This is a genomic window from Psychromarinibacter halotolerans (assembly GCF_029168315.1).
GTDB classification, from domain to species: Bacteria; Pseudomonadota; Alphaproteobacteria; order Rhodobacterales; family Rhodobacteraceae; genus Psychromarinibacter; species Psychromarinibacter halotolerans.
This window is the reverse complement of sequence record NZ_JARGYD010000007.1, coordinates 186,527-212,930: the sequence shown is the minus strand read 5'-3', so window position 1 is coordinate 212,930 and position 26,404 is coordinate 186,527. Positions and strand designations below refer to the sequence as shown.

Annotated in this window: 27 protein-coding genes and 1 tRNA gene; 17 read left to right on the top strand and 11 right to left on the bottom strand. The window is 65.3% G+C overall.

The window, feature by feature from the left end:
• Positions 1-73: 73 nt before the first annotated feature.
• The 6 genes from P1K30_RS17815 (at position 74) to P1K30_RS17790 (ending at position 6,644) form a co-directional block, all read left to right on the top strand.
• Positions 74-1,327, top strand: coding sequence for a glycoside hydrolase family protein (locus tag P1K30_RS17815; protein ID WP_275634115.1), 1,254 nt, complete (start codon positions 74-76; stop codon positions 1,325-1,327).
• 13 nt (positions 1,328-1,340) lie between these two features.
• Positions 1,341-2,132 (top strand): SDR family oxidoreductase, encoded by a 792-nt coding sequence (locus P1K30_RS17810; protein ID WP_275634114.1) that lies wholly within the window; start codon positions 1,341-1,343, stop codon positions 2,130-2,132.
• A gap of 1 nt (position 2,133) precedes the next feature.
• Positions 2,134-3,207 (top strand): ABC transporter ATP-binding protein, encoded by a 1,074-nt coding sequence (locus P1K30_RS17805; RefSeq protein WP_275634113.1) that lies wholly within the window; start codon positions 2,134-2,136, stop codon positions 3,205-3,207.
• Positions 3,204-4,259: an alanine racemase gene (locus tag P1K30_RS17800; RefSeq protein ID WP_275634112.1), complete on the top strand. Its 1,056-nt coding sequence runs from the start codon at positions 3,204-3,206 to the stop codon at positions 4,257-4,259. Before P1K30_RS17805 ends, P1K30_RS17800 begins: the two co-directional genes overlap by 4 nt.
• Before the next feature lie 46 nt (positions 4,260-4,305).
• Positions 4,306-5,529 carry an MFS transporter gene (locus P1K30_RS17795; RefSeq protein WP_275634111.1) on the top strand — a complete coding sequence of 408 codons (1,224 nt, stop codon included), beginning with the start codon at positions 4,306-4,308 and terminating at the stop codon, positions 5,527-5,529.
• A 77-nt stretch (positions 5,530-5,606) separates the two neighbouring features.
• Complete coding sequence (locus P1K30_RS17790) at positions 5,607-6,644, top strand: LacI family DNA-binding transcriptional regulator (protein WP_275634110.1); 1,038 nt, start codon at positions 5,607-5,609, stop codon at positions 6,642-6,644.
• 21 nt (positions 6,645-6,665) lie between these two features.
• Here P1K30_RS17790 and P1K30_RS17785 read toward each other — a convergent pair whose 3' ends face one another.
• Positions 6,666-7,568 carry an ExeA family protein gene (locus tag P1K30_RS17785; protein ID WP_275634109.1) on the bottom strand — a complete coding sequence of 301 codons (903 nt, stop codon included), beginning with the start codon at positions 7,566-7,568 and terminating at the stop codon, positions 6,666-6,668.
• Between the two features lie 473 nt (positions 7,569-8,041).
• On the opposite strand from P1K30_RS17785, the gene P1K30_RS17780 reads away from it, so the two are divergent.
• Positions 8,042-8,620: a sugar transferase gene (locus P1K30_RS17780; RefSeq protein WP_275634108.1), complete on the top strand. Its 579-nt coding sequence runs from the start codon at positions 8,042-8,044 to the stop codon at positions 8,618-8,620.
• 83 nt (positions 8,621-8,703) lie between these two features.
• On the opposite strand, the gene P1K30_RS17775 is transcribed toward P1K30_RS17780, so the two are convergent.
• From P1K30_RS17775 to P1K30_RS17760, 4 genes are all read right to left on the bottom strand, one after another.
• Positions 8,704-8,779: transfer RNA gene (locus P1K30_RS17775), tRNA-Thr, on the bottom strand.
• 49 nt (positions 8,780-8,828) lie between these two features.
• On the bottom strand, positions 8,829-10,388 hold the full coding sequence (locus P1K30_RS17770; protein ID WP_275634107.1) for a heme biosynthesis protein HemY: 1,560 nt from the start codon (positions 10,386-10,388) through the stop codon (positions 8,829-8,831).
• Between the two features lie 10 nt (positions 10,389-10,398).
• Entirely contained in the window at positions 10,399-11,901 is a 1,503-nt protein-coding gene (locus P1K30_RS17765) for a hypothetical protein (RefSeq protein WP_275634106.1), read from the bottom strand.
• Between the two features lie 81 nt (positions 11,902-11,982).
• Positions 11,983-12,681: a uroporphyrinogen-III synthase gene (locus tag P1K30_RS17760; protein WP_275634105.1), complete on the bottom strand. Its 699-nt coding sequence runs from the start codon at positions 12,679-12,681 to the stop codon at positions 11,983-11,985.
• A gap of 76 nt (positions 12,682-12,757) precedes the next feature.
• Between P1K30_RS17760 and tsaD the strand changes: the two genes are divergently transcribed.
• From tsaD to P1K30_RS17740, 4 genes are all read left to right on the top strand, one after another.
• Positions 12,758-13,855 (top strand): tRNA (adenosine(37)-N6)-threonylcarbamoyltransferase complex transferase subunit TsaD, encoded by a 1,098-nt coding sequence (gene tsaD / locus P1K30_RS17755; protein ID WP_275634104.1) that lies wholly within the window; start codon positions 12,758-12,760, stop codon positions 13,853-13,855.
• Positions 13,852-14,817 (top strand): NAD(P)H-dependent glycerol-3-phosphate dehydrogenase, encoded by a 966-nt coding sequence (locus P1K30_RS17750; protein WP_275634103.1) that lies wholly within the window; start codon positions 13,852-13,854, stop codon positions 14,815-14,817. Before tsaD ends, P1K30_RS17750 begins: the two co-directional genes overlap by 4 nt.
• An 87-nt stretch (positions 14,818-14,904) precedes the next feature.
• Positions 14,905-15,324: an EVE domain-containing protein gene (locus tag P1K30_RS17745; RefSeq protein ID WP_275634102.1), complete on the top strand. Its 420-nt coding sequence runs from the start codon at positions 14,905-14,907 to the stop codon at positions 15,322-15,324.
• A gap of 63 nt (positions 15,325-15,387) precedes the next feature.
• The gene (locus P1K30_RS17740) at positions 15,388-15,774 is read left to right on the top strand and encodes a DUF1761 domain-containing protein (protein ID WP_275634101.1); all 387 of its coding nucleotides are present in this window, start codon (positions 15,388-15,390) and stop codon (positions 15,772-15,774) included.
• Between the two features lie 326 nt (positions 15,775-16,100).
• Here P1K30_RS17740 and P1K30_RS17735 read toward each other — a convergent pair whose 3' ends face one another.
• The 5 genes from P1K30_RS17735 to P1K30_RS17715 all read right to left on the bottom strand — a co-directional run bounded on the left by P1K30_RS17735 (position 16,101) and on the right by P1K30_RS17715 (position 20,299).
• Positions 16,101-16,442, bottom strand: a complete 342-nt coding sequence (locus tag P1K30_RS17735; RefSeq protein WP_275634100.1) for a DUF2853 family protein — start codon at positions 16,440-16,442, stop codon at positions 16,101-16,103.
• A 110-nt stretch (positions 16,443-16,552) separates the two neighbouring features.
• Positions 16,553-17,521, bottom strand: coding sequence for a ketopantoate reductase family protein (locus tag P1K30_RS17730; RefSeq protein ID WP_275634099.1), 969 nt, complete (start codon positions 17,519-17,521; stop codon positions 16,553-16,555).
• 108 nt (positions 17,522-17,629) lie between these two features.
• Positions 17,630-18,316, bottom strand: a complete 687-nt coding sequence (locus tag P1K30_RS17725; RefSeq protein WP_275634098.1) for a hypothetical protein — start codon at positions 18,314-18,316, stop codon at positions 17,630-17,632.
• A gap of 167 nt (positions 18,317-18,483) precedes the next feature.
• Positions 18,484-19,875: an adenosylhomocysteinase gene (gene ahcY, locus P1K30_RS17720; protein WP_275634097.1), complete on the bottom strand. Its 1,392-nt coding sequence runs from the start codon at positions 19,873-19,875 to the stop codon at positions 18,484-18,486.
• 91 nt (positions 19,876-19,966) lie between these two features.
• Entirely contained in the window at positions 19,967-20,299 is a 333-nt protein-coding gene (locus tag P1K30_RS17715; RefSeq protein ID WP_275634096.1) for a hypothetical protein, read from the bottom strand.
• 162 nt (positions 20,300-20,461) lie between these two features.
• Between P1K30_RS17715 and P1K30_RS17710 the strand changes: the two genes are divergently transcribed.
• The 4 genes from P1K30_RS17710 to P1K30_RS17695 all read left to right on the top strand — a co-directional run bounded on the left by P1K30_RS17710 (position 20,462) and on the right by P1K30_RS17695 (position 24,278).
• Positions 20,462-21,058: an HD family hydrolase gene (locus tag P1K30_RS17710; RefSeq protein ID WP_275634095.1), complete on the top strand. Its 597-nt coding sequence runs from the start codon at positions 20,462-20,464 to the stop codon at positions 21,056-21,058.
• Positions 21,058-21,540, top strand: a complete 483-nt coding sequence (locus tag P1K30_RS17705) for a GNAT family N-acetyltransferase (protein WP_275634094.1) — start codon at positions 21,058-21,060, stop codon at positions 21,538-21,540. The genes P1K30_RS17710 and P1K30_RS17705 overlap by 1 nt, the downstream gene beginning before the upstream one ends.
• Before the next feature lie 89 nt (positions 21,541-21,629).
• A complete protein-coding gene (locus P1K30_RS17700; protein WP_275634093.1) occupies positions 21,630-22,859 on the top strand; it encodes a putative DNA modification/repair radical SAM protein in 1,230 nt (409 codons plus the stop codon).
• 3 nt (positions 22,860-22,862) lie between these two features.
• Positions 22,863-24,278 (top strand): UdgX family uracil-DNA binding protein, encoded by a 1,416-nt coding sequence (locus P1K30_RS17695; protein WP_275634092.1) that lies wholly within the window; start codon positions 22,863-22,865, stop codon positions 24,276-24,278.
• Between the two features lie 43 nt (positions 24,279-24,321).
• Here P1K30_RS17695 and P1K30_RS17690 read toward each other — a convergent pair whose 3' ends face one another.
• A complete protein-coding gene (locus P1K30_RS17690) occupies positions 24,322-25,161 on the bottom strand; it encodes an SDR family oxidoreductase (RefSeq protein WP_275634091.1) in 840 nt (279 codons plus the stop codon).
• 172 nt (positions 25,162-25,333) lie between these two features.
• Between P1K30_RS17690 and P1K30_RS17685 the strand changes: the two genes are divergently transcribed.
• Together P1K30_RS17685 and plsY are read left to right on the top strand one after the other, a co-directional pair.
• Entirely contained in the window at positions 25,334-25,690 is a 357-nt protein-coding gene (locus P1K30_RS17685) for a winged helix-turn-helix transcriptional regulator (RefSeq protein ID WP_275634090.1), read from the top strand.
• Between the two features lie 70 nt (positions 25,691-25,760).
• Positions 25,761-26,348 carry a glycerol-3-phosphate 1-O-acyltransferase PlsY gene (plsY, locus tag P1K30_RS17680; protein ID WP_275634089.1) on the top strand — a complete coding sequence of 196 codons (588 nt, stop codon included), beginning with the start codon at positions 25,761-25,763 and terminating at the stop codon, positions 26,346-26,348.
• The last annotated feature ends 56 nt before the right edge of the window (positions 26,349-26,404 follow it).

Below are 26,404 nucleotides of genomic sequence, written 5' to 3'. Positions count from 1 at the left end.
TTGGTTTGTGGTATTCTTGTTATGAAGGAACGGTAGGAACGCTTTCGCAAATCCGTCAAGAAAATTTCTGGATTTGCGCAAATCGATTTTCATGGCTAGCCTCGTTGTCAAAGCGGCCACCGAGACCGCGATGACAACAGGACGGAAAGCTATGGCCGAACCAGCGCCCTACCGCGCGATGTACGCCTACACATGGGATCTCGTGGATGCGGGACCGGACGCCTTCGTTGATGAAATGGCCGGGATCGGCGTGAATACCGTCGCCGTGGCCGCGTCGTACCACGCGGGCAAATTCATTCGCCCCAAGGGCACGTCCGGCAAGGTTTATTTCCCCGAAGACGGCGTCGCGCACTGCCGCGTGAATCCTGGGAAATATGGTAAAATCAAACCTGTAATCGGCGAATTGGCGCAGTCTGACGACGTCATGGGGCGCATGTGCGATCACGGCGGGCTGACGGTTCAGGCTTGGACCGTGTTGCTCCACAACAGCCGGATCGGGGCGCTGCATCCCGAAGCGGTGACCCGCAACGTCTATGGCGATCCGCTGCACTACAGCCTGTGCCCATCGGCCCCCGAAGTGCGGGAATACGCGGTCACGCTGTGCGCCGATATTGCCGACTCGTACGACATCGCGGGGCTGTCGCTGGAGACGCCGGGATGGCTTCCGTACCGCCACGGGTACCACCACGAATTCGCATTGATCGGCGATTCTCCCCGGTGCGAATTTTATCTCGGGCTGTGTTTTTGCGCAAATTGCAAAAAAGTTGCACAAGCCGCAGGCATCGATGTCGAGGCGCTTGAGGCGCGGGTGAAGACGCGGATCGAATCGGCCCTGTCCGCCGCTGAAGAGACCGACCCGGCAACGGACCGCCTATGGCTGGAAAACGATCTGCTGCTGGATCCCGAGCTTGCCGCCTACATCCGGATGCGCAACGAGATCGTCACCTCGCTGGTCGCCGAGATCCGCGGGGGCGTGCGCAAGGACGCCACCGTGCACATCATTCCGTCGGTCAATCAGCCGCTGGCCCTGTCGTGGATGGAAGGCAGTGACCTTGCCGGGATCGACAAGGCCTGCGACGGGCTGGAGGTCTGCTTCTACAGCAAGGCCGCGCTGGTCGATCACGCGATGGTCTCGCAGCACATCGGGCATTCCGACATGCGCGTCGTGCTGCGCCCCACCTCGGCCGAGCACCGTGACGAGGGTACATTTGCAGCGACGGTCGCCGGCTTTGCCGATGCGGGCGTCGATGGCTTCGCTTTCTATAACTATGGCCACATGCGGCAGTCCGGGCTTGACCGGATTGGCCGTGCCCTGGCCGCGATATGATGGGACAGCTCAGGTGAAACGACTGGACGGAAAAGTTGCGCTGGTGACCGGCGCGGTGGGTGGCATCGGAACGGCCGTGGTGAAGGATTTCCTTGCCGAGGGCGCGAAGGTCATCGTGATGGACATCAAGGAAGACGCAGTGCAGGCCGCCGTCGACGCCTATAAGGCCGACGGTCATCCGGTCGCCGCCGCCGCCGCCGACATCCGCGACGCGGACGCCGTCAAGGCGGCCGTCGACAAGGCGGTGGCCGAGCTGGGCCCGGTCAGCATCGTGGTGGCGAACGCCAATACCGGCGGTGCGTCGACAACGCTGGACAAGTCCACGCCCGAGGCGTTCCGCACCGAGATCGCGGACAACATGGCGGGCCAGTTCAACACGGTTCACGCCTGCATCGACATGCTGAAGAAAACCGGCGGTTCGATCGTCGTGGTGGGGTCGGTCAACGGGCTCGCCACCTTCGGGCAGCCCGGCTACAGCGCGGCCAAGTCGGCGCTGCTGTCCTACACCCGGACGATGGCGACCGAGTACGGCGAATATAACATCCGCGCCAACATCGTCTGCCCGGGCACCGTCCGCACCCCCGCTTGGGACGCGCGGCTGGCGAAGAAGCCGGACGTGATGGATGGCCTGAAACGCTGGTATCCGCTGGGCCGCGTCGCGTCGCCCGAGGACATCGCGAAGCCCATCGCCTTTCTGGCGTCGGACGATGCCGCGTTCATCTCGGGTGCGATGCTTCCGATCGACGGCGGCCTGATGGCCGGCAACCACCAGATGGCGCGCGAACTGACACTGGAGGACGTGTGACATGGCCGATCTTCGCATGGTGCGGGTCAGCAAAAGCTATGGCCAGCAAGAGGTCCTGCAGGCGCTGGACCTTGTCATCCCCGAGGGCGAGTTCGTGGTGCTGGTCGGCCCGTCCGGCTGTGGCAAGTCCACACTGCTGCGGATGATCGCCGGGCTAGAAGAGATCACCGACGGCGAGGTCTTCATCTCTGGCAAGAAGTGCAACGACACCCCGCCGCAGAAACGGAACATCGCGATGGTGTTCCAGTCCTACGCCCTGTTCCCCCATCTGAATGTCCGCGAAAACATCGCCTACGGGCCGAAGTTGCGCGGCGAAGATGCCGCTGCCATCGACCGGAAAATTGGCTGGGCGGCCGAGATCCTGAACCTCTCCCCGTATCTCGACCGCTTCCCGAAACAGCTTTCCGGCGGGCAGCGGCAACGGGTGGCGATGGGCCGCGCCATCGTGCGCGAGCCCTCGCTGTTCCTGTATGACGAGCCGCTGTCCAACCTCGACGCGCAGCTGCGCGTGCAGATGCGGACCGAGATCAAGGCGCTGCACAACAAGGTCGGCACGACCTCGATCTACGTGACCCACGACCAGATCGAGGCGATGACGCTGGCCGACCGCATCGTGGTCATGAATGCGGGCCGGATCGAACAGATCGGCACGCCGCTGGACCTGTTCGACAAGCCCGAAACGGTGTTCGTCGCCAAGTTCATCGGCTCGCCTTCGATGAACATGATGCCCGCCACCTGCACGGACGGCATGCTTGTGCTGGACAGCGGCGCCGGGTCGGTTCCGGTACCCGCAAGCTACAAGGTCGCCGAGGCTGGTAAGGTGCTGGTCGGCATCCGGCCGGAACACCTCGACATCGTTCCTTCGGGTGGTTTCGCCTTTGACGCGAATATCGTAGAGCAGACCGGCACTGACACCTACGTCTACGGCAGCATCGGCGGCATCGACTCGACGGTGATGTTCCGTGAACGGACTGCAATCGAGGACGGGTCCAGCCTGAACGTGATGCCACGCACCGGCCACCTGCACCTGTTCGACGTCGCCACCGGCGGCCGTCTACCGGAGATCAACGCGTGAGCCTGAACGAACTCGAAACCCCCGTGCCTGTCGTCGACCTTGCCAAGGTCGACGCCAACCTGAAGCGGATGCAGGACTACTGCGACACGCACGGGATCAAGCTGTGGCCCCATATCAAGACGCACAAGATCGTCGAGATGGCCAAGCGCCAGCTTGCGTTGGGGGCCGAAGGGCTGGTGTGCCAGAAGCTGACCGAGGCAGAGGTCATGCTGGACGCGGGCTGCGAGAACATCCTGATTTCCTATCCGATGATCGGCATGGAAAAGGCGCGCCGCCTTGCCGCGATCGCGGGCAAGGCGAAGTTCACCGTTGCCGCCGACAGCATCTGCGCCGTCGATACGCTGCGCGAGGCCGCCGAGATGTCCGGGGCAGAGATCGGCGTTCTGGTCGAGTTCGACAGCGGCATGGGGCGCACCGGCGTCGTGACGCCGAAAGAGGCCTATGAACTGGCCGAGATGATCAGCGATACCGACGGGCTGCGGTTCGCGGGCCTGATGACCTATCCGTCGAATGAAAACTCGGTCGCCTTTCTGAAGGAAGTGAAACCGCTGCTGGATGCAGCCGGGTTCGGCCTGCCGGTGTTTTCCGGTGGCGGCACCCCGAAAGCGTTCCACCAGCACGAGCTTGGCATCGTCGATCAGCTGCGGGTGGGGACCTACATCTATCACGACCGCAACACGGTGGCGGCAGGGGCGGCCAGTCTGGAAGACTGCGCGCTACACGTTCTGGCGACGGTCATCAGCACGCCGAAACCCGGACATTTCGTTCTGGATTGCGGCACCAAGACGCTGACCAGCGATCCGGTGGCGGCGCCGAACAAGGGCCACGGGCTGCTGGTCGACTACCCCGAAGCGGTGATCGAGCGGCTGACCGAAGAGCATGGCATGGTCACGCTCGACCCGGATCTGCCCGCGCCGCGCATCGGTGAAAAGGTCCTGATCCTGCCGAACCACGTCTGCCCCGTCAGCAACCTGCACGATCAGGTCGCCGTGCGGCAGCGCGACGGCAGCTTTGAATTCTGGGATGTCTCGGCCCGAGGCTGTACGCGATGACGGTCGGGCATGGTCCCCTTTCGCCCGTGACGGACGGAGGGCGTCCATGCCCGTGATGCACGATCTGCGGGTGCTTGGCGGAGACGTCAATTTCGACATCTACACGGCCGGGAACATCGCCACGCAGCTTTCGTACTGGATGCTGCGCACCATCAGCGGCTGGCATGCGTGGGCGCTGACCGGGCAAAGCAGCTGGGTCGGGGTTGTGGTGGCCGCCGACATGCTGCCCGCCTTGCTGACCGGGCCGTGGGCCGGGGTGCTGGCCGACCGGATCGAGGTGCGGCGCGTGCTGCTGGCCTGCTACGGCGCGGCCACGGTCCTGTTCTGCGCCATGGCGTTCCTTGCGGGACAGGATGCGCTGGGGATCTGGGTGCTGACCGCCATGATGGCGGCCAACGGCGTCGTCACCGGCTTTGTCCAGCCCGCCGCCCACGCCGCGATCACCGGGGTCTGCGCCCGGCCGCAGCTTGGCACCGCGATCTCTCTGCACTCGATCCTGTTCAACGTTGCCCGCTTCATCGGCCCGGCCATCGCGGGTGTCCTGCTGGCGATGTCGGGTGTGTCGCTGGCCTTCTGGGTAACCGCGGCGCTGATGGGCCTGTCGTGGCTTGGCTTCGCGCTTGTCCGGTTCGCGCCGCTGGACCGGATGACCGGCTCTGGTTCTGTCCTTGCCGGGATGTGGTCCGCCTTTCGTCATGTCGTGACCGCGCCGGGGTCGGGACCGATCTTTGCGCTGTTCGTGGCGGCGGCCTTCCTGCTGCGCCCGATCGGGGAACTGTTGCCCGAATTGGCGGATGTCACGCTGTCCGGGGACGCCGAGATGCTGGCGCGGCTGAGTTCGGCGATGGGGCTTGGTGCGATCCTTGCCGGGCTTGCGAACATGATGGGCGGCGTCAACGGGCTTGTGCGGCTGTCCTACGTCGGCGCCGGGCTTGCCGTAGTCGGGGGCATTGGGCTGGCCCTGTCGCAATCCGCGACGGCGGCGATCGCGTTCTCTGTCCTGTTCGGGGGCGCCATCGCGGCGGGCGGCGTTTCGGCGCAGACGATGATGCAGGTGTCTGCCCCCGCCAACATGCGTGGCCGGATCATGAGCCTGTTCGGCATGACCTTTCGCGCCGGTCCTGCGCTGGGCGCGATGGCGATGGGCGTGCTGGCCGACCGGGTGGGGCTGGGCTGGGTGTTCGCCGGTGGCAGCCTTGGGATGCTTGTGATCCTTGGTGTCCTGCTTCGGCAGTACGGAACGGCCCGTGATTCAATGAGGATGGTATGAGTTTGGTGGCGTGGCGGGTTGCAAATTTTCCGGCTCCCGCACACATCGGCCGCCGATCCTAGGGAGGACGCACACCGATGAGCGATATCCGCGAAAAGGACGCCGCTGCGCCGCGAAAGATCAATCAGGCGGACATCGCCCGGCGCGCCGAGGTGAGCATCAGCACGGTATCCCGCGCCCTGTCCGGCGCGCCGGGGACCCGCCCCGAGGTGCGCGCCCGCATCCTTAAGATCGCCAGCAGCATGGGCTATTCCCTGCCCGAGGCGCTGGCGTCCGAGCGGGTGGCGGTTTTCCTGCCGATGCACCCGGTCACGGGCGGTCTGCATCAGGTGTTTCAAGAGAATTTCGACGGGGTGAAGGACGCGGCGACCGAGCTTGACGTCGACATCTTCCCCTACCTGATGCCCGAGGCGGACATCACGCTGGACCGCGTCCGCGGCATCATGGACGACCACCAGACCCGCAACGCGATCCTGTTCTACGCGGATGTGCCTGACGACCTGTCCGAGTATTTCTTGAACGAGGGCACGATGGTGCTCGTCAACAACATCGACCCAATGATGCGGTTCGACTCGATCCTGCCCGACAACTATTCGGGGTCCGCGATGATGACAAAGCACGTCATCGCCGCCGGGCATCGCAAGATCGCCTTCCTTGTCGGCAACCTGCGTCACAACCCGAAGCAGCGGCTTGCCGCGTTCCGCGATGTGATGGCCGAGCACCCCGAGGTGGACGCAGAGGTGATCAACATCACCTACGACCGCGAGGAAACGGCCTACGAGTACTTCCGCCGGTTCTTCACGACGCACGGCAAGCCTGAATGGACGGCGGCGGTCTGCGCCAACGACCTGATGGCGCTGGGCGTTCTGCAGGCCGCGTGGGAGGCAGGACTGAAGGTGCCGGACGATTTTTCCGTCACCGGGTTCGACAACATCGGCTGGAGCCAGATGGCGACGCCGCGGCTGACCACCCTTGATGTCGATCGGCGGGAAATGGGGCGTGAGGCGGTCCGCTTGTTGCGGCGGCGCATCGCCACGCCGGACGCGCCGGTTCAGACCGTTCTGCAAGGGTGCACCTTCCTTGCCGGCGCGTCTGTCACGCCTCCGGACGACTGAACCGACGCGCCGGGCGGCGTGTCAAACCACGGGCGACGCCCCCGAGAATGGCGGCCGTGGCGATAGTCTGGCGAACGCGGATTCGTACTCGGGGTCGTGCCCTCGAAAGAACACGCCGTCCGCAAGCACGTCACCCACCGTCTCGCCATCGACGCGCCGGACCTTGCCGGCCCAGGCGTATAGCAGTGTGAACTCGCAAAGCTGGTTCAACAGGCGTGGTACACCCTTCGTCGCGTTGTAGATCGCGTCGCAGGCACTATCCGTGAACTCGTCTCCGGTACCGCCCGCAACCCGGACGCGGTGCCGGATGTAATCGGCGGCATAGCCTTTATCGAGCTTCTTCAGGTGATAGCTGGCAGCCACGCGTTGAAGCAGTTGATGCATTCCGGGGCGGTTGATCATGTCGCGAAGCTCTGGCTGTCCGACCAGCACCAACTGTACAAGAACGTCCTTGCGAGAGTTCAGGTTGGTCAGCATCCGCAGTTCTTCCAACCCGTCCTCGGACAGGTTCTGCGCCTCGTCGAAGATCAGGACGATCCTGCGGCCGGCCGCGTATTCCCGCAGGATGACGTCCTGCAGTCTTTCGAACGTCTGAACATGGCTGGCGCCGGACCCGCAGGGCTCTCCCAGTGCGTAAAGGATCCATTGCAGCAACTCGCCCCGGTCGCCCTGCGCGTTGGACACCAGACCGACGGTCACGTCCGGGCCGAGTCGCGGAAGCATTGCCTGAACAAGGGTTGTCTTCCCGGCGCCGATTTCGCCGGTTAGAAGCGTGATCGGTGCAAGCGACATGAGGCCGAATTCAAAGATCGCGAAGGCTTCTTGGTGCTGCGGCGACCAGTACAGGAACTCCGGATCGGGGACGAGCGTGAATGGGTTATCCTCGAACCTGAAAAAATCGGTATAAAGCTTAATACGCGCCATGCCATTGTCCGCTGGATCAATGGCGGGACGCTTACCACTTTGTTTCCAAAGTGCGAACGGACCTGCGGTAAATCGGCGGATTACGGCTTGAATCGGCGAAAAACTGCCGAATCGGGCGTCGTGTGTTGCGATTCTGCATCCTGATGAAACTGCGCGCTAGCGGCCGATGGTTAATATAAGGTTGCGGAAAACTTAGTAAAAGTTTCGCTAAAACTGCATACAGCGTGGGTCGATTGTGGTATCTCCAAGGCGAAATCATGGCCGATCCGATGGTTAATCAGTCATTAACTAATCGCTATGGTTGAGTGACGAGTGTTCTGCTGCTTTTAAGATTGATGGGTGCGAGTTTGACTGTTCAAAATCACAACACGTTTCATGATGTAGTCTCGCGTGAGTTCGGGAATACTTCACGCTCGGGGTTCGGTGCTGTCCGCCGGCTGTCCGCGCGGCTGTATCGTTTTGTCGGCAAGCGTGTGCTCGATCTAACGCTTGTGCTTCTTTTCGCGCCCTTCGCCTTCGGGCTGATTGCGTGCCTTGCGGCGCTGGCGGCAAGTGACGGGCGCAACCCGTTCTACGTGCAGCCCCGCGTCGGCCGGAATGGACGCGTGTTCCACATGCTCAAGATCCGCACCATGGTCCCCGATGCCGAGGCGAAACTGGACGCCTACCTTGCCGAGAACCCCGATGCCCGGGCGGAGTGGGAGACGAAGCAAAAGCTGGACCATGATCCCCGCATCACCCGGTTCGGGCACGCGATGCGTCGCCTGTCGCTGGACGAGCTGCCGCAACTGTGGAACGTCCTGCGCGGCGACATGTCCATCGTCGGCCCGCGTCCGATGATGACCTGCCAGAAAAGCCTGTACCCCGGACGGGCCTACACCCGCCTGCGCCCCGGCATCACCGGCAACTGGCAGGTGTCGGACCGCAACGCCACCAGCTTCGCGGCGCGTGCGGACTATGACACGCAATACTTCGTATCGCTGTCGCTGCGCCAGGATCTGCTGATCCTGCTGAGGACCGCCGGAGTCGTCCTTAGGGCGACCGGGCGGTGAACCTTTGCCTCGCGCCGGACCAGTCATGCGACAGCTGACAGGTGTTGCCTGGTACGTCCGGGCGGGATGTCTGGGAAGGTTAGTGGTGCCGCTGAAGGGACTCGAACCCCCGACCCCATCATTACGAATGACGTGCTCTACCAGCTGAGCTACAGCGGCCACTGGCGGGCCGTTTAGCACCGCCCGCCGCGCAAGTGTAGCCCCAAAATCAAGGTTTTTTGTCGGCGTCGTCCTCGACGATTTCCGCGTCCGAGACTTCGGCCGTTTTAGTGGCTTCCGCGTCCTGCGACGGGGCGGGCGCCGGGCTGTCCGGCGCGTCTGCAACGGGCGGGGCGACCGGGTCGGCGACCTCGGCGTCCGCGACTGTTGCCGGGACGTTGGCGGGCTGGTTGGGCTTGCCGACGATCAGCGGCAGCATCCCGGTCGAACCGGGCATCGCAACCTCGCCCTCGGCCGGGACGCGCCACGACAGGGTGTCGAAGGCCGAGCAGTTCGAGCAGACCGGCGCCCAGTGGGCGTGGATCGACTGGCAGTTGTCGCAAACCCACTGCGGCCCGCGCGATGCCGTCAGGGCCCGCGCCAGATAGGCGCGCACGACGGATTCGTCGGCCCCCTCGCCCCGTTCCACGGCGGCCATGATCGCCAGCGACCGCGCGGTGGGGTCCGACTGCGCCAGATCGCCAAGGGCGCGCCGGGCGGCCGGGAAATCCTCGGCGGCAAGGTTCAGTTCCGCCAGAAGCATCCGCGTTTCGGGATGGTCTGGCTTCAGCTTGGTCAGGGTCTGGAACCGCTTGATGCGTTCCTGCGGCGTCTCGTCCGGGGCGATCTCGGCGAAAGCGGCGGCGAGGTCGGGGTGCGGCTGCACTTCCCACGCTTTCTTGAGGACGCGCGCGGCATAGCGCGGCTTGTTCTGGTCGATATAGCCCTGCGCGGCCAGCACGGCGGCGGGGATCAGGTCGGGCGACAGGCGGTTCGCCTCGATCGCGGCCTCGCGCGATTCGACGCTTTTATCCTCGTCCAGCACGTCCTTCGCCTCGGACAGGGCCAGCACCGCATCGCGGCGGCGGAACACGTCACGCGGCAGGCTGCCGTGCTTCAGCTTGGCGCCCAGCGTGTGACGGGCGCCGGACCAGTCGCCTTTCTCGGCCTGCAAGCGCAGCAGGATGTCCTGCACCTCTTCGTGCTTGGGCTTCAGGGCGAAGGCCTTCTCGGCCAGTTTCAGCGCGGTGTCGGTTTGGCCCTCGGCCAGCTTCTGTTTCATGATGCCGCGCACGCCGACGAAACGGGTTCGGTCGTCCGACAGCAGCAGCTTGTAGGTTTCCTCGGCCTTGCGCCGGTCACCCGCCAGTTCCGCCGCCTGCGCGGTCAGAAGGTTGGTCAGTTCCGGGCGGTGCAGGTACTTTTCCGCCTTCTGCGCCTTGGCCATCGCCACGCGACCCTCACCCGATGCCAGCGCCATCATGCCGTCTGCCAGCGCCTGAAAGCCTTTGCGTTCACGGTTGCGCGCGAAATACCGCGAGATGGCGGTTTCGTCGCCGTTCAGGAAGCGCAGGCAGGCGACAAGGAAGCCCACCAGCTTGATGAACAGCCAGACCACGACCACCAGCAGGATCATCGCGATGACCGCCTGAAGCGGACCGAGGTTGAATTCCGTGTTGGCGACCGAGACGCGGATACCGCCGTCGGTTTCCATCAGATAGCCGGCACCCAGCGTGGCCGCGGCGATCAGCGCGACGAACAGGACGACCTTTACAAGAGACCAAAGCATTCCGTCGTCCTCAATTCGTTGTCAGTTGTTCTGAAAGCTGCTCGGCCGCCGCCAGCACGTCGCGCCGCACGGTGGCTTGAGCGGCCCACTCGGACATCGCGTCCTGACCCTCTTGGGGCAGGGCCTGCAGTTCCGTCAGCGCCGTGTCCAGATCGGCAGCGGCAACCGCCGCCTCGGCCCGCGACAGGATCGCGTCGGGGTCGTTGCCCTCGCGGGGTTCCAGCGACCGGGCGCCGACCTGCGTGCGCAGGAAGGCTTGGAAGGCGCTGAGTTCGCCGTCTTCGGCGGCGCTGCGCGACGATACGGTCAGGGCCGCGCGGGCGGCGTCGGGGAAGCTGTCCTGCAGCGCGTCAAGCGTGGGAATGCCGTCCTCTGCATGGGCCGACAGGGGGTCGGGGACCTCTGCGCCCGACAGTTCGGCGACCTGCTGCAGCGGTTCGGCATAGGCGTTGCCGGTCTCCAGCGCGGTGCTGACGACCGAGAACGCGGCGCGGGCTTCGGCCAGCTGAGCGGCGGCGATAGCGGCGGCCTCGGCCTCGGACGCGGCCGAGCGGGTCGCGTCCAGTTCGGCCAGACGCTCGTCCAGAGCCCCCTGCATGTCTTCGAAGCGGCCGTCGATCGTGGCCAGCAGGTCGCCGAGCTGCTCGTCGTAAGCGGCAGAGATCGCTGCTGGCAGTTCAGCTTCGGGGATCTGCTGCACGGCGACGTCCGACAGGCGCTGGTTGGTGTCGTCCAGCGTCCCGGACAGGGCATCAAGGTCGGTGCGCAGGCTGTCCATCTGGTCGGTGACCGCCGACAGGTCCGGTTCGGCCTCTGCCAGTGCGGCAACTTCGTCCTGCGCGGTCGACAGGGCGGATTGGGCGTCGGCAAGCTCTGCTTCAAGCTGGTCGATGCGGGCGAGTGTTTCTTCGTCGGCGCCGCCGAAGGACACAAGGCCAAGCGCCTGCGCGAACACGATGACAGCGGCGCCGATCAGCGCGGCGAGAACGCCGCCGATCAGCATTCCGCCGACCCCGGACTGCGCGGGCTGCGGCTCGGGGCGCGGTGCGGCGTCGACGGGCTTGGCGGCATCGGGCTTGATCCCGGCGGTGGGCGGGGTGTCCGCCGCGTCTTTGATCGCGGCGCTGTCGCTGGTCTTGCTTTCGCGCTTCGTTTCAGGCTTCGGCGCTGGCTTGGCCGTGTCCGACTTCGCTGAAGCCGCGGGGGCGGTCTTTGGGTTCGGCGTGGCGGATGCCGTGGTGGGCACGGTCTTGGACGTCGGCGCGGCTTTCGCGGGCGCAGCGGGTGCCGCGTCCGGCTTTGCCGGTGCCGTGGACGTGTCCGGGGACTTGCCGGGCGAGTCCTGTGCGATCCGCGACTCAGCTTCGGAGCCGATTGCCGGACCGGACGCCGGTGGCGTCGTCGCAGAGGCAGGCTTCGGGTCGGGTTTCGATTTCGATCCGGTTTTCGGCTCGATCTCGGTCCCCGGCTTGGAAACGGCGTTCGTGTCGCCCTTCTTTGGTGTCTTAGCCACCTGGTGCAGCCCCCTTCCGTTGTGCGACCGGATTGCCGGGCGCCTATCGCAAAGTCAAACTAGTGCGCTGTCGGGTCGGTCTCAACCCGGCCATTCTGCGCAGATTGTTCTGATCGCGTCCAAGACTGCCTGTGCGTTGGGCCGTCCCGCGACGACACGCCGCGCGGGGGCGGCGCCGTTCCACGCTTTTGCCGCCGCGTCGCTGATCGCGACGATCGCCGTCGGCGCAGCGGGGTCGGGCACCGCTTCGGACAGCAGGGCGGCGCTGCGGGGCGAAAACAAGGGCAGGATGACAGGCTCGGTGCCGTCAAGCAGACCTCGGGCTTCGGGGGATAGAGGCACGGGCTGCTGGTCGTAGACAACAACCTCGCGCACTGTCAGTCCGGTTGCCGCAAGCCTGTCGGCCACATCGCCGCGCCCGTGTCGGCCACGCAGGTGGACCAGACCGCCGCCGGGTGGCGCAGACCGGATCACGCGGACCAGCGCGTCGGCATCTCCGTCGGCGGATACGGCGTGCAGGCCAGCAGCCTTAGCCGCCGCAGCGGTCCGGTCGCCGACGCAATAGGCCGTCCGACCGACCAGCGGCGCCGTGTCGATGACGTCAAGCGCGCTGGCAGACGTCAGGACGATGTCCTCGCCGTCGCGCAGGTCCGGGGTTTCGACGCGAACGATCCGCAGAACCGGCGAGATGACGACGCGCAGATCGGGAAGCGTTTCCCCGATCAACTCGGCGAAGCGTTCGGACTGCGGAAGCGGCCGGGTCAGAAGCAGCGTGGTCACGGGCGGTTCGCCGGGATTGTAGGACGCATGGGCAGGTGTTACCTGCCGTCCGGTATTCACGCAACATGGCTGACGGATGACCAAGACGCTGACGGTGCTGGGACTGGAAAGCAGCTGCGACGACACCGGCGCGGCGGTGATCCGCCATGCAGACGGCGCGGCGGCAGAGATCCTGTCGAACGTGGTGGCCGGGCAGGGCGACCTGCACGCGGCCTTCGGCGGCGTTGTCCCCGAGATCGCCGCGCGCGCCCATACCGAGAAACTGGACCTTTGCGTCGAGCAGGCCTTGGACGCGGCGGGCGTGACGTTGGATACGGTCGATGTGATCGCCGTCACCGCCGGGCCGGGCCTGATCGGCGGCGTGCTGGCCGGGGTGATGTGCGCCAAGGGACTGTCCGCCGGCACCGGCCTGCCGCTGGTGGGGGTCAACCATCTTGCGGGCCATGCGCTGACGCCCCGGCTGACCGACGGGCTGGCGTTTCCCTACCTGATGCTTCTGGTGTCGGGGGGGCACTGCCAGTTCCTTCTGGTGCGCGGGCCCGAGGATTACAGCCGTCTTGGCGGGACCATCGACGATGCCCCGGGCGAAGCCTTCGACAAGACCGCCAAGCTTCTGGGCCTGCCGCAGCCCGGCGGCCCCTCGGTCGAGGCAGAGGCCAAGAACGGCGACCCCCGCCGTTTTGCCTTCCCGCGTCCCCTGCTGGACCGACCGGGCTGCGACATGAGCTTCTCCGGGCTCAAGACCGCGCTTCTGCGGGCGCGGGACGCGCTGGTTGGGGAAAAGGGCGGGCTGACGGTGCAGGACCGCGCCGACCTGTGTGCCGGGTTTCAGGCCGCCGTGGCCGACGTGCTGGCGGAAAAGACCCGTCGTGCGCTGGCAGTCTACCTGAACGAGGCGCCCGCCGTTCCGATGCTGTCCGTCGCGGGCGGCGTTGCGGCGAACGGCACGATCCGCACGGCGCTGCAATCCGTTGCCGAGACAGCTGGCGCCGGGTTCTCCGCGCCGCCGCTGGCGCTGTGCACCGACAATGCCGCGATGATCGCATGGGCCGGGCTGGAACTGTTCCGCGCGGGCCGTGTTGACGACATGACGCTGTCCGCGCGCCCGCGATGGCCGCTGGACCAGTCCAGCGCGCCGATGCTGGGCAGCGGCAAGAGGGGGGCCAAGGCATGAGCGTTGCAGTTCTGGGGGCCGGTGCGTTCGGCACCGCATTGGCCGTGGCCTTGGCGCGGGATGGAGACCCGGTGCGCCTTTGGGCTCGTGACGCCGGACAGGTCCGCGCGATGGCCGAGACGCGCGAGAACGCCGAACGGCTGCCGGGTGTAACCCTGCCGGACTCTGTCGAGCCCGTGTCCGATCTTGCTCATGCCGCTGAAGCGGACTGTCTTTTGCTGTCCGTCCCGATGCAGTCTCTGTCGGACTTCCTGAAGGCCACCCCCGATCTTTGGCGCGGCAAGCGGCTGGTTGCGTGCTGCAAGGGCGTCGACCTTGCGACCGGGCTTGGTCCGTCCGGCTTGATCGCGGCGGCCGCGCCCGACGCGGTGCCTGCGCTGCTGTCGGGGCCCAGCTTTGCCGTCGACATCGCGAACGGCCTTCCCACCGCACTGACGCTGGCGTCCGCCGACGAGACGGCGGCGCGGGCGATGCAGGAACGTCTTTCGACGGCGGTCCTGCGCCTGTATCGCAGCACGGACATGGCAGGTGTCGAGCTGGGCGGGGCGCTGAAGAACGTGATCGCCATCGCCTGCGGCATGGCCATCGGGGCGGGGCTTGGCGAAAGCGCGCGCGCCGCGCTGATGACGCGCGGCTATGCCGAGATCCTGCGCCTTGCGATGGCGCGCGGCGCGCAGCGCGAGACTTTGGCGGGGCTGTCGGGGCTGGGTGATCTGGTCCTGACCTGCACGTCCGAGAAGTCCCGAAACTATGCATACGGCTTGCGCCTAGGGCAGGCGGGCAAGGCGGAGACGCTGGCCACGACCGAAGGGATCGCGACCGCGCGCGCCGTATCGACGCTTGCCGCGCGCGAGGGGCTGGAGATGCCGATCACCACCGCCATCGCGGCGGTTCTGGACGGTTCGGTGACGGTCGAACAGGCCGCCGACGGTCTGCTGACACGCCCGCTGCGCCCAGAGTAAGCCGGACAGGCCGCTTCAGGTCGCTTGCCCGACGGGCCTGCATTTTCTAGACATTGCCGGTATCGCAACGACTGCGGGAGACGCACAATGGCCTATTGGCTTTTCAAATCGGAACCCTCCACGTGGTCGTGGGACGATCAGGTCGCCAAGGGTGACGCGGGCGAGGAATGGGATGGCGTGCGCAACTACCAAGCCCGCAATTTCATGCGCGAGATGAAGCTGGGCGATCGCGGGTTCTTCTACCATTCACAGAAGGAAAAAGCCGTCGTCGGCATCGTCGAGGTCTGCGCCGAATGTCACCCCGACAGTACGACCGACGATGACCGGTGGGAGTGCGTGGACATCAAGGCGGTCAAACCGGTCGCCACGCCGGTTACGCTGGCCGACATCAAGGACAACCCGCGCCTTGAGGACATGGTGCTGGTCAACAATTCCCGCCTGTCTGTGCAGCCCGTGACCGAGGCCGAGTGGAAGGCCGTTTGCGAGATGGCGGGCATCGACCCCTAAGCTTGCAGTAGCCCGACCGCAGGCCCTGCGTCATACTCGATCCAAGCAAGCAGGGAGAAGCGAATGGGTATCATCAGTGTCATACTCGCGGCGGCGGCCGCGTGGGTGTTCGGGGCCGTCTGGTACGGCATGATCGGAACGCGCTGGATGGACGCGCAGGGTTTGACCGACCAGACGATAGACCGGTCCAACCCGCTGCCCTACATCGGCAGCTTCCTGTGCTGCCTCGTGGTGGCTGGCATGACCCGGCACGTTCTAGCGATGTCGGGGATCGACGGCGTCGGCAAGGCGGCGGTGACCGGGCTTGGCCTTGGGTTGTTCATCGCTGCGCCTTGGATCGCGACCAACGTCCTGTTCGGGCAGAAGTCGCGGTCGCTGATCTGGATGGACGGTGTCTATCCGGCGGGCGGCATGACGCTTATGGGGTTTGTCCTCGGCATCTTCCACTAGGCCGGATGAACGGAAGGCTGGCGCCGGGCCGGCGCGGCCCATCGTTTCACAGTGTCCAGAAAATCGCGGAGGGTCCCGACCAAGGTCGAGACCCTCCGTCTTCCCACGCGCCTCACACCCCTGATGGGGCACCCCGCGTGCATCGGATAGGTCCCGATCCTTCTGATCGGTCTTGCGCGGACCATGCGCGGACCGTCTCCGCGAAGCAAGCGGAAGCTATGCTTAATTCGATGGAAATGCTCGCCATTCCGGGCGGGCGACGGGCGGCCGGCGACGTCTGCGCCGGCCGCAAGACCAATGTCAAAGCATGGGGTCAAAAGCCGGGGTCAGCCGTAGACGGATTCCTTGCCGAAGTGCTTGACCAGCAGATAGTAGAACACGGCGCGGTACTTGTTGCGTTCCGACTTGCCGTAGGTTTCGACCGCTTTCTCGATCCCGGCCATCAGCTCGGGGCCATCCGGCAGGCCAAGTTTCTTCATCAGGAAGTTCTCTTTCACGGTCTCAAGCTCGCTTTCCTGACTGGAAGCGACGGTCGAGGCGTCGTCGTCGTAGATCGAGGGACCGCATCCGATGGTGACCTTGGTCAGCAGGTCCATGTCTGGCGACATGCCGCACTTTTCCTTCAGGTCTTCGGCGTATTTCTCAATAAGTTCGTCACGTTTTCCCATAGGTCCCTCTCTCGCGGGTTCTTGGGTCGGCCAGATTGTTTCCGACCCGTTAATGCAAGTTAAGGTTAGACATGAATGTTGCGTGCGGAAAGGAAAAACCTTCCACACTTTCAGCCTTGGATATAGGCCTCCAGTTCCTCTAGCGACATCGAGCCAGCGCCCTTCCCGCCGCCGACAAGCTCGGCGGACAGGACGGTCAGCCGGTCGTTGATCGGGGTCGGGATGCCGTGCAGCCGCCCGATAAGCGAGATCTCTCCGTTCAGGTAATCGGTCTCGACCGTGCCCGTCCCGCGCGTCAGACTTTGCGTCGTAGAGCCGCCGACATAGGTCTCGCCCTCCAGCTTGACCGACCGCATGTATTCGTCACGCCGGGGGTCGTTGTCGCCGATGTCGAGATAGGCAATGCCGGCGCCGTCCAGCACGGCGCGGCCTTCCTCGCGCGCGCGCTTCGAGATCGCGCTGGTGTCGACGCCGGTTCCGGCGGCCGCCTGCACGATGTTCCCGAGGTTGAGGATCAGCTTGCCGAATTTCGAGGTCATGACGTCTTCCATCGGGAAGGCGGCTACGTTGGCGGCTTCCAGCGCCTCGGCAAAGGCGCGGTCCGCGTCGTCGATGCCGCCCGGATAGCGGCCGATGTCGAACATGCCGAACCGGGGTTCGACAAAGATCGCCACGCGGCCCGGCTGAATGTAGGTTGCGGGCATCATGACGGTGACGCCGTGCACGTTCGGAAACAGCCGAAGCGCCTGACGCTCGTTCTCGGTGCCGTTCTGGCAGCAGAAGATCGCCTGTTCGCGCACCCCAGCATCCCGCAGGGCGTGCAGGGCGGCGCCCGTGTCCTGACCCTTCATGGTCAGCATGATCAGGTCGTCCGGGCGGAACTCGATCTCCGAAGGCCTGCCGACGCATTCGAAGGTCGCTTGTTCGGCGCCACGGCTGCTGCGCAGGCTTAGACCGTCCTTGCGGATCGCATCCAGCATCCCGCCGCGCGCGATGCCGACAACCTCGCGTCCGGCCAGCGCCAGCGCCGCCGCGACGACCCCGCCAATCGCTCCTACCCCGTAGACGATGATGCGCATCCGATCCTCCCTGTTCGCTTTTGCCCGGACCTTCGGGGAAGGACCGCGGACATGCAAGAGGCGCGCCAGTGATGGCGCGCCTCGGTGATGCGACACACGGGGGTCGCGTCAGTTGTTCATGGTCGTCATGTCGTCAGAGGTATCTTCCATGTCGTTCTCGACGACTTCCTCGTCTTGCTCGACCGGCAGTTCCTCGGTCTCGGCGGACTCTTCCTCGACCGCGGGCATCTCGCCCTCGACCGGGTCGACTTCCGACGACTGGTCGACCGGGGCTTCGTCTTCAGCCGCCGGGTCCACGTCCGTCATCAGGCTTGCAATCGCCGTGTCGTCGGGCAGACCTTCAACGCCGGCTTCATCGAACTCGGGCTGCGACTTCAGGGTTTCCTTGTCGGTCGCAAGGCTGAACGAGGTGCCGTCGTCGCTCAGCTCGAATTCCTCCAGCGGCATCGACACGGTGTACTCGCCCAGGCCGAGGAAGCCACCGATGCCAAGCACGGCTGCGGCCGCACCTTCGGTATCGACGACATAGTCGATCTCGGCGATCCGTTCGCCTTCGGGGTCATAGGCAACCATGCCGACGACGTCGCCGACGGTCATTTCGTCGATGCTGGCGAAGACGGGGGCCTGCTCGGCAGCGGTATCGTCCATCATGCCGCTGTCGGCCATGTCGCCGCCTTCGGTCATCGCGGGCGGTTCCGTCGCCATGTCAGCGTCGGTGTTGGTGTCTTGGGCGAATGCGCCACCGGCAACCAGGGCTGCAAGGGCTGCGCTCATCGTCAGGTTCTTCAGTTTCATCTGTGCCTCCATTGGTCACTGTATGACCAGACAAGGCACGAGCCGCCGGTTCCGTTCCCCGGAACGCAAAGCGCCCCGCGGAATGGCGAACCATTGCCAGCGGGGCGCTTTTTCGGGGGCCGGTTCCCGCCGATCTTGCGATCGGCGGAAAACGGCAAATTCCCGGATCAGTAGCGGTAGTGTTCCGGCTTGAACGGGCCGTCGGCGTTGACGCCGATATAAGAGGCCTGCTCGGGCGTGAGCTTGGTCAGCTTGGCGCCGACCTTCTCAAGGTGCAGGGCCGCGACCTTCTCGTCCAGGTGCTTGGGCAGAACGTAGACTTCGTTCTTGTACTCGTCACCGCGCGTCCAAAGCTCGATCTGGGCAAGCGTCTGGTTGGTGAAAGAGGCCGACATCACGAAGGACGGGTGGCCGGTGGCGTTGCCGAGGTTCAGCAGACGGCCTTCGGACAGAAGGATGATCTTGTTGCCCGAGGGCATCTCGATCATGTCCACCTGATCCTTGATGTTGGTCCACTTGTGGTTCTTCAGCTGGGCGACCTGGATCTCGTTGTCGAAGTGGCCGATGTTGCCGACGATGGCCATGTTCTTCATCGCGCGCATGTGCTCGATGCGGATCACGTCCTTGTTGCCGGTCGTGGTGATGAAGATGTCGGCGCTGTCGATCACGTCTTCCAGCGTCACGACCTCATAGCCGTCCATTGCCGCCTGCAGCGCGCAGATCGGGTCGCTTTCGGTGACCTTCACGCGGGCGCCGGCGCCGGACAGCGACGCGGCAGAGCCCTTGCCCACGTCACCATAACCGCAGACCACGGCGACCTTGCCGGCCATCATGGTGTCGGTCGCGCGGCGGATGCCGTCGACCAGCGATTCTTTACAGCCGTACTTGTTGTCGAACTTCGACTTGGTGACGCTGTCGTTGACGTTGATCGCCGGGAACGGCAGCTGGCCCTGCTTCATCAGCTCGTACAGGCGGTGCACGCCGGTGGTGGTCTCTTCCGAGACGCCCTTGATCATGTCGCGCTGCTTGGTGAACCAGCCGGGGTTGGCGGCCATGCGCTTCTTGATCTGGGCGAACAGGGCTTCTTCCTCTTCGCTGGTCGGGACGGCGATAAGGTTGTCTTCGCCGGCCTCGACGCGCGCGCCGATCAGGATGTACAGGGTGGCGTCGCCGCCATCGTCGAGGATCATGTTGGCGCCATCTTCGAAGTCGAAGATCTTGTCACAATAATCCCAGTATTCGACGAGTGTTTCGCCCTTCACGGCGAACACCGGCACACCGGCAGCAGCGATCGCGGCGGCGGCGTGGTCCTGAGTCGAGAAGATGTTGCACGAGGCCCAACGCACATCGGCGCCAAGCGCGACAAGCGTTTCGATCAGCACTGCGGTCTGGATCGTCATGTGGAGCGATCCCGCAATCCGTGCGCCTTTCAAGGGCTTGCTGTCGCCGTACTCCTCGCGCAGAGCCATCAGGCCCGGCATTTCGGTTTCGGCGATGTCGAGTTCCTTGCGGCCAAACTCGGAGAGAGAAATGTCCTTGACGATGTAATCTTTTGCCATGCTGGGCGGCTCCTGGTGGTTCCGGTCGAGATGCCTCTAGCATCGTACCGGAACCCGAGCAACCAGCCCTCATGGGCAGGAGTAGGGGGTATTAGAGCCGAGTGCCTGCTGGAACGGCATCGGGCAGGCCCTGATGCCAATTTTCTCCGCTTCCGACGATACAGCTTGTGCCATCCGCGAAGGTCATCAGCGCGGTCCATGTCCCGGTCTCCGGGGCGGACCAGATTTCCAGCACCTGCTCACGCGACATCATGCCACCGCCGGTCGGCTTCTCTCCGAAGTCCGCGCCAAGGCGTTCGATGATGTCATTGCGTTGGGCACAGACGACGTCGTCCTCTTGCGCCACGGCCTCGGGCGCGTTGAACGAGGTGGCAAGGGCGGTCAGGCCCAAGGCGGACACGGCTCCGATCACGGTCATTTTCATGGCTTGTGTCTCCGGGTGGTGTTGCAGGTCGAACGCCGGGCGCGGCGGTTTCGTTCCCAAGTTCGGAACCAAGCTCTGCATGAATGGCGGAATGCCGCTTCCATAGGCGGGCGCGGCTGTGGCAGGAACGGGCCGCGAACCCAGCATGACGAAGGATGACGGATGGCTTCCCAGAACCGCGCTTGGCAGAGGATGCTGTCGGGCCGCAGGCTTGACCTTCTGGACCCGACCCCGATGGACATCGAGGTCGAGGACATCGCGCACGGCCTTGCCTTCGTTGCCCGCTGGAACGGCCAGACCCGGGGCGATCACGCCTATTCCGTGGCCGAGCATTCGCTGCTGGTCGAAGAGATCTTCGGTCGCCAGCACCCCGAAGCGCCGGTCAAATGGCGCCTTGCCGCCCTGCTGCACGACGCGCCGGAATACGTGATCGGGGACATGATTTCTCCGGTGAAGGCGGCGGTCGGGCCCAGCTATGGCGCGTTGGATGACCGGCTGACGGCGGCCATCCATATTCGGTTCGGTTTGCCCGCGCAGATCCCGGTGAAGGTGAAGCGCCAGATCAAGCAGGCCGACAAGGTGTCCGCGTGGCTTGAGGCGGTTCAACTGGCCGGGTTCAGCGAAGCGGAAGCGACCCGGTTCTTCGGCAAGGCCGCAGCCGAGCAGGCGCAGGGCCTGACGCTGCACCTGCGGGAACCGAAGGTGGTGCGCGAAGCATTCACCCAGCGCCACGCGCAACTGATGAAGGCGATGAGCTGATGCTGCACGTCCGGCGCGCAGGCACGTTGGACGCGGCAGGCATGGCCGAGATCCTGAACGAGATCATCGCCATCGGCGGGACGACCGCGATCACCGACCCGGTGACCGTCTCTGACCTTGCGGACTGGATGGCCCGCGACCCGCGTTCGATCTGGCATGTGGCCGAGGATGACGGCGGCACGGTGCTGGGGTTCCAGTGGGTCGACCCGCACCCGGGTGCGGGGCCGGATGTCGCGCAGATCGCCACCTTCGCGAAAGTGGGGCGCACCGGGCTGGGCGTTGGGTCTGCCCTGTTTCGCGCAACGGCAGAGGCCTGCCGCGCCGCTGGCTATGCGTGGATCAACGCCGAGATCCGTGCCGACAACGCCAGCGGGCTGACATACTACCAAAGCCGCGGGTTCGAGGACTATGGCCGGATCGCGGATTACCGGATGGCGAACGGCCAGCGTGTCGACAAGGTGTTGAAGCGGTACGACCTTTAGCGCCGGCTTCCGACCGCATGTGACGCATCGTCAAAATCGTGATCGCTTGCCCCATTGCGGCGCCGGGAAAGTGAACATAGCATGAACACATGCCCCGGACCCTTGATCAGAAACTTGCGATTCTCTCGGACGCTGCGCGCTATGACGCGTCTTGCGCATCCTCCGGCACGACCCGGCGGGACAGCCGTTCGGGCGGCCTTGGCTCGACCACGGGGTCTGGGATCTGTCACGCGTATGCCCCCGACGGACGGTGCATCAGCCTGCTGAAGATCCTGATGACGAACTTCTGCATCTACGACTGCGCCTATTGTGTGAACCGCGTGTCGTCCAACACTCCGCGCGCCCGCTTCACCCCCGAAGAGGTCGTGCACCTGACCATCGAATTCTACCGTCGCAACTATATCGAAGGGCTGTTCCTGTCCTCGGGCATCATCCATTCGCCCGACAAGACGATGGAGGACATGGTGCGGATCGCCCGCCTTCTGCGAGAACGCGAGGGGTTTCGCGGCTATATCCACCTGAAGACCATTCCCGATGCGGCGCCGGAGCTGATCCAGCAGGCGGGGCTGTTTGCCGACCGCCTGTCGGTGAACATCGAACTGCCGACCGTGCGCGCGCTGGAAGCCTACGCCCCCGAAAAGGACGCCGGGACGATCAACGCGGCAATGTCAGAGGTGAAGGCCAAGCGCGCGGAATCGAAAGACCGCAGCCACACCGGCAAACGCCCGCCGCGCTTCGCACCCGCCGGGCAGTCGACGCAGATGATCGTGGGCGCCGACGAGTCGACCGACCGGACGATCCTTGGCCAGTCGACGCGGCTGTATGGCGACCACAAGTTGAAGCGCGTCTATTACTCGGCCTTCTCGCCGATCCCCGAAAGCTCTGCCAAGCTGCCGCTGATCAAGCCGCCGCTGCTGCGTGAACATCGCCTGTATCAGGCGGACTGGCTGCTGCGTTTCTACGGCTTCGACGTGAACGAGATCACCGGCGCGCGGCCTGACGGCAACCTCGACCTAGAGGTCGATCCCAAGCTGGCGTGGGCGCTGGCGCATCGCGACCGGTTTCCGGTGCAGGTCCAGACCGCCGAGCGGGAGTTGCTTTTGCGGGTGCCGGGCTTTGGCACCAAGACCGTCAAGCGCGTGCTGGCCACGCGGCGGCACCGCACGCTGCGCTATGAGGACCTTCAGCGCATGGGCGCCAACCTGAAACACGCGCGCCCGTTCATCGTGCTGCGCGACTGGCGGCCCGGTGCGTTGACCGACAGCGCCGACCTGCGCGCCCGGTTCGCGCCGCCGCCCGAGCAGCTTTCGCTGTTCTGACCCATGCGCACGGTGCAGCTTCCTCGGATCGGCACGTGGCCCGCTTGGCGTGACGCCGCGCGCGGCCTGCTGGCCGAAGGCGTGCGGCCCGAGGACGTGCTGTGGCGGTTCGGCGAGGATGCGGTGGACGACCTGTTCGGCGGGGCGGCAGAGCCTGTCACCGCGTCGTCTGGGTTAACCGTGCCGAAAGGGTTCGTCGACCTTGCGTCGCGGGTCGTGTGGCATTCGGACCCGGAACGCTTCGCACGGCTGTACGCCTTCCTTTTGCGGGTCAAACGCCAGCCGCGCTTGCTGTCCGACCGGGGCGAAGCCGACCTTGCCCGCCTGCGCGCGATGGAAAAGAACGTGAACCGCTGTGCCCACAAGATGAAGGCCTTCGTGCGGTTCCGCGACATCGGAACCGGGCCCGGCGGACGGCGGGCCTTTGCCGCGTGGTTCGAACCGTCGCATCACACGGTCGAACCCACGGCGCCGTTCTTCACCGGCCGTTTCGGTGACATGGACTGGATCATCGCCACCCCGGACGTCACCGCCCGGTTCGAAGATGGCCGGGTCAGCTTTGCCGAGGGCCAGCCGCGTCCCGACCTGCCCGAGGATGGCGCCGAGGCGCTGTGGGGCACCTATTTCCGCAACATCTTCAACCCGGCGCGGGTGAAGGTGCAGGCGATGACCTCGGAGATGCCAAAGAAGTACTGGAAGAACCTGCCAGAGGCGCGGCACATCCCCGACCTGATCGCCGGGGCGCAGGCGCGGGCCGAAGCCATGCAGGCCGCGATGCCCGCCTTGCCGCCGGTTCGGGCGGAACGGATTCTCGACCGGCTGCACGCCACGCGCTCGGCCATCGGCTGGGACGAGCTACGCGCCCGCGCCGAGGCTGACAGCCGTGATCTGCCCGAGGGGCTGGGCCGGATCGTGCTGGGCGAGGGGCCGCAGGACGCCCGGCTGATGATTGTCGGCGAACAGCCCGGTGATCACGAGGACCGGCAGGGCCGACCCTTTGTCGGACCGGCGGGGCAGTTGTTCGACGACATCGCGGGGCAGGCCGGTCTGAACCGTCGTGCGGCGTATGTCACGAATGCGGTCAAACAGTTCAAGTTCCGTCGCGACGGCAAACGTCGACTGCACGAACCGCCGAACCGGACAGAGATCGAACATGCGAAATGGTGGCTGGAGGCAGAGCTGAAGCTGGTGAAACCCGCGCTGATCCTGTCGCTGGGCGCGACCGCACTGCACAGCCTGACGGGCCGCCGCGAGGGCCTGCTGAAACGGCGCGGGGCCGTCGAGGACACGCCCCACGGCCCGGTGTTGGTGACGGTGCACCCGTCGTTCCTGCTGCGGCTTCCCGACCCGGTGCGCAGGGCCGAGGAAACAGAGCGGTTCCGCGAGGATCTCGCGGCGGTCGGCAGCAGGATTTTCTAGAGATTCCTGCTGCCAACGATCGTCTGGAAGATCTGTCTATCCGTTACGCCAGCGCCGCAGCCACCGATTTGGACAGCGGAGTCGTCGGACGGCCGATCAGTTTCGACAGCGTCTTGTCCTCGGAATACAGAACACCCTTGGCGGCTTCGGCGTCGAAGGACGCCAGCGCCGCGGCAAGCCCGGCAGGCAGGCCGATGCTTTCAAGGATCTTCGCGTATTCCGCCGGCGGCATGTCGGCATAGGGGATGTCCTTGCCGGTCTGCGCCGAAATCTCGGCGGCAAGTTCGGACAGGGTATAGGACTCGTCGCCCGCCAGTTCGTAGGTCTGGCCCTCGTGCCCGGTGCCGGTCAGGGCTTCGACGGCGGCCGCCGCGAAGTCTTCGCGGGTCGCGGACGAGATACGTCCGTCACCGGCGCTGCCGACGAAGGCACCGTTCGCCACGGCGGGCGGCACCGATCCGGTGTAGTTCTCGGTGTACCAGCCATTGCGCAGCAGTGTGACCGACAGACCGGAGTCCGCGAGCATCGCCTCGGTCGCGCGGTGCTCGTCAGCCAGCGACAGGGTGCTGGTGGGGGCATTCAGCAGCGACGTGTAAACGATACGCTTTACACCGGCGGTCTTTGCCGCGTCGATCACCGCCTTGTGCTGGCGCGCGCGCTGTCCGATCTCGCTGCCCGAGATCAGCAGCAGCGTATCGACACCCTCCAGCGCGGGCTCAAGAGTGTCCGGCTGATCGTAATCCGCCTTGCGTGCGGGCACGCCCATGCCGTCCGCCTTGGCCGGGTCGCGGACCAGCGCGACGGCCTCTGCGCCTTTTTCCTTCAGTCCCTCGATCACGAGGCGTCCAAGCTGGCCGGTGGCCCCGGTTACTGCGATGGTCATGATAACGTCCTTTCGTTCCGGTCGTTCGTTGTATGACGGAAGGATAAGCGCCTTGCTTACGGATAGTAAGTACTTACATATTGATAAGTGCCTTGGCGCGTAATAGACCGCGCCCTGCGCGCGTGCACAGACCGCCCGGCCTGCCCGCATCACCCCCGACCGGAGACCCCGCATGACCACGACACCGATGACCCCCGACGTGCTTGCGGCGCAATGCCCCTCGCGCGAGGTGCTGCGCCTGCTGACCAGCCGCTGGGCGCCGCTGATCCTGATCGTGCTGAAGAACGGGACCTTCCGCTTTGCCGAGATCCGACGCAGCATCGGCGGCATATCGGAACGTATGCTGGCCGAAACGCTGTCGAACCTGTGTGGCGCCGGGATGGTTCTGCGCACCGACCACGGCGAGATCCCACCCCGCGTCGACTATCGCCTGACCCCGCTTGGCGTCGAGGCGGCGGACCGCCTACGCGAGTTCGCGGACTGGATCGAGCAAAGCCTGCCGCGCTTTGCAGAGGCCGGGGCGGACTGACCCCGAAAGCGGGCCTTTCCTCGGGGCGCGTTTTTGGCCAGATTGGCCGCGCGAAAAACGGGGTGATTTGATGTTGCAGATGTTCCTGACGGCCGTGCTGGCCTATCTGTTGGGCTCGGTGTCCTTCGGGCTTGTGATGGCGCGGGTCTTCGGGCTGGGCGATCTGCGCAGCATGGGGTCTGGCAACATCGGCGCGACCAACGTCCTGCGCACCGGCAACAAGCTGGCGGCCCTGCTGACCCTGATCGGGGACGCGGGCAAGGGCGCGGCGGCGGTGCTGCTGGCGCGCTGGCTGGTCGGAGAAGACGTGGCGGGCGTCGCCGCGTTGTTCGCGATGGTGGGTCACCTGTGGCCCGTGTTCCTTGGCTTTCGCGGCGGCAAGGGCATGGCGACCTTCCTTGGCACGCTGCTGGCGCTTAGCTTCCCCGTCGGGCTTGCCGCCTGTGCGACGTGGCTGGTGGTGGCGCTGGTGTTCCGGATCTCGTCCCTGTCTGCACTGGTGGCGGCGGCGCTTTCGCCCGTCTATGCGCTGATCTTCTACCATTGGCACGGGGCGGTGCTGATCCTTGTGATGGCGGTGCTGATCTGGATGAAACACCGGGCGAACATCTCGCGGCTTCTGGCCGGAACCGAACCGAAGATCGGCGCGAAGAAATGAGACGCGGCGCCCCGCGTCCGGCGTGTGCTGTCGGGCGGTATCGCGGCGCGTCGACC

What these genes read in the sequence shown, in the direction of transcription:
- P1K30_RS17795 (WP_275634111.1), top strand. Translation starts at nt 4,306, where the DNA reads ATGCCCGTGATGCACGATCTGCGGGTGCTTGGCGGAGACGTCAATTTC.
- P1K30_RS17700 (WP_275634093.1), top strand. Translation starts at nt 21,630, where the DNA reads ATGCCCCGGACCCTTGATCAGAAACTTGCGATTCTCTCGGACGCTGCG.
- P1K30_RS17750 (WP_275634103.1), top strand. Translation starts at nt 13,852, where the DNA reads ATGAGCGTTGCAGTTCTGGGGGCCGGTGCGTTCGGCACCGCATTGGCC.
- P1K30_RS17740 (WP_275634101.1), top strand. Translation starts at nt 15,388, where the DNA reads ATGGGTATCATCAGTGTCATACTCGCGGCGGCGGCCGCGTGGGTGTTC.
- P1K30_RS17695 (WP_275634092.1), top strand. Translation starts at nt 22,863, where the DNA reads ATGCGCACGGTGCAGCTTCCTCGGATCGGCACGTGGCCCGCTTGGCGT.
- P1K30_RS17770 (WP_275634107.1), bottom strand. Translation starts at nt 10,388, where the DNA reads ATGCTTTGGTCTCTTGTAAAGGTCGTCCTGTTCGTCGCGCTGATCGCC.
- P1K30_RS17785 (WP_275634109.1), bottom strand. Translation starts at nt 7,568, where the DNA reads ATGGCGCGTATTAAGCTTTATACCGATTTTTTCAGGTTCGAGGATAAC.
- P1K30_RS17710 (WP_275634095.1), top strand. Translation starts at nt 20,462, where the DNA reads ATGGCTTCCCAGAACCGCGCTTGGCAGAGGATGCTGTCGGGCCGCAGG.
- P1K30_RS17685 (WP_275634090.1), top strand. Translation starts at nt 25,334, where the DNA reads ATGACCACGACACCGATGACCCCCGACGTGCTTGCGGCGCAATGCCCC.
- P1K30_RS17745 (WP_275634102.1), top strand. Translation starts at nt 14,905, where the DNA reads ATGGCCTATTGGCTTTTCAAATCGGAACCCTCCACGTGGTCGTGGGAC.
- P1K30_RS17705 (WP_275634094.1), top strand. Translation starts at nt 21,058, where the DNA reads ATGCTGCACGTCCGGCGCGCAGGCACGTTGGACGCGGCAGGCATGGCC.
- P1K30_RS17690 (WP_275634091.1), bottom strand. Translation starts at nt 25,161, where the DNA reads ATGACCATCGCAGTAACCGGGGCCACCGGCCAGCTTGGACGCCTCGTG.
- plsY (WP_275634089.1), top strand. Translation starts at nt 25,761, where the DNA reads ATGTTGCAGATGTTCCTGACGGCCGTGCTGGCCTATCTGTTGGGCTCG.
- tsaD (WP_275634104.1), top strand. Translation starts at nt 12,758, where the DNA reads ATGACCAAGACGCTGACGGTGCTGGGACTGGAAAGCAGCTGCGACGAC.
- ahcY (WP_275634097.1), bottom strand. Translation starts at nt 19,875, where the DNA reads ATGGCAAAAGATTACATCGTCAAGGACATTTCTCTCTCCGAGTTTGGC.
- P1K30_RS17715 (WP_275634096.1), bottom strand. Translation starts at nt 20,299, where the DNA reads ATGAAAATGACCGTGATCGGAGCCGTGTCCGCCTTGGGCCTGACCGCC.
- P1K30_RS17725 (WP_275634098.1), bottom strand. Translation starts at nt 18,316, where the DNA reads ATGAAACTGAAGAACCTGACGATGAGCGCAGCCCTTGCAGCCCTGGTT.
- P1K30_RS17735 (WP_275634100.1), bottom strand. Translation starts at nt 16,442, where the DNA reads ATGGGAAAACGTGACGAACTTATTGAGAAATACGCCGAAGACCTGAAG.
- P1K30_RS17730 (WP_275634099.1), bottom strand. Translation starts at nt 17,521, where the DNA reads ATGCGCATCATCGTCTACGGGGTAGGAGCGATTGGCGGGGTCGTCGCG.
- P1K30_RS17790 (WP_275634110.1), top strand. Translation starts at nt 5,607, where the DNA reads ATGAGCGATATCCGCGAAAAGGACGCCGCTGCGCCGCGAAAGATCAAT.
- P1K30_RS17805 (WP_275634113.1), top strand. Translation starts at nt 2,134, where the DNA reads ATGGCCGATCTTCGCATGGTGCGGGTCAGCAAAAGCTATGGCCAGCAA.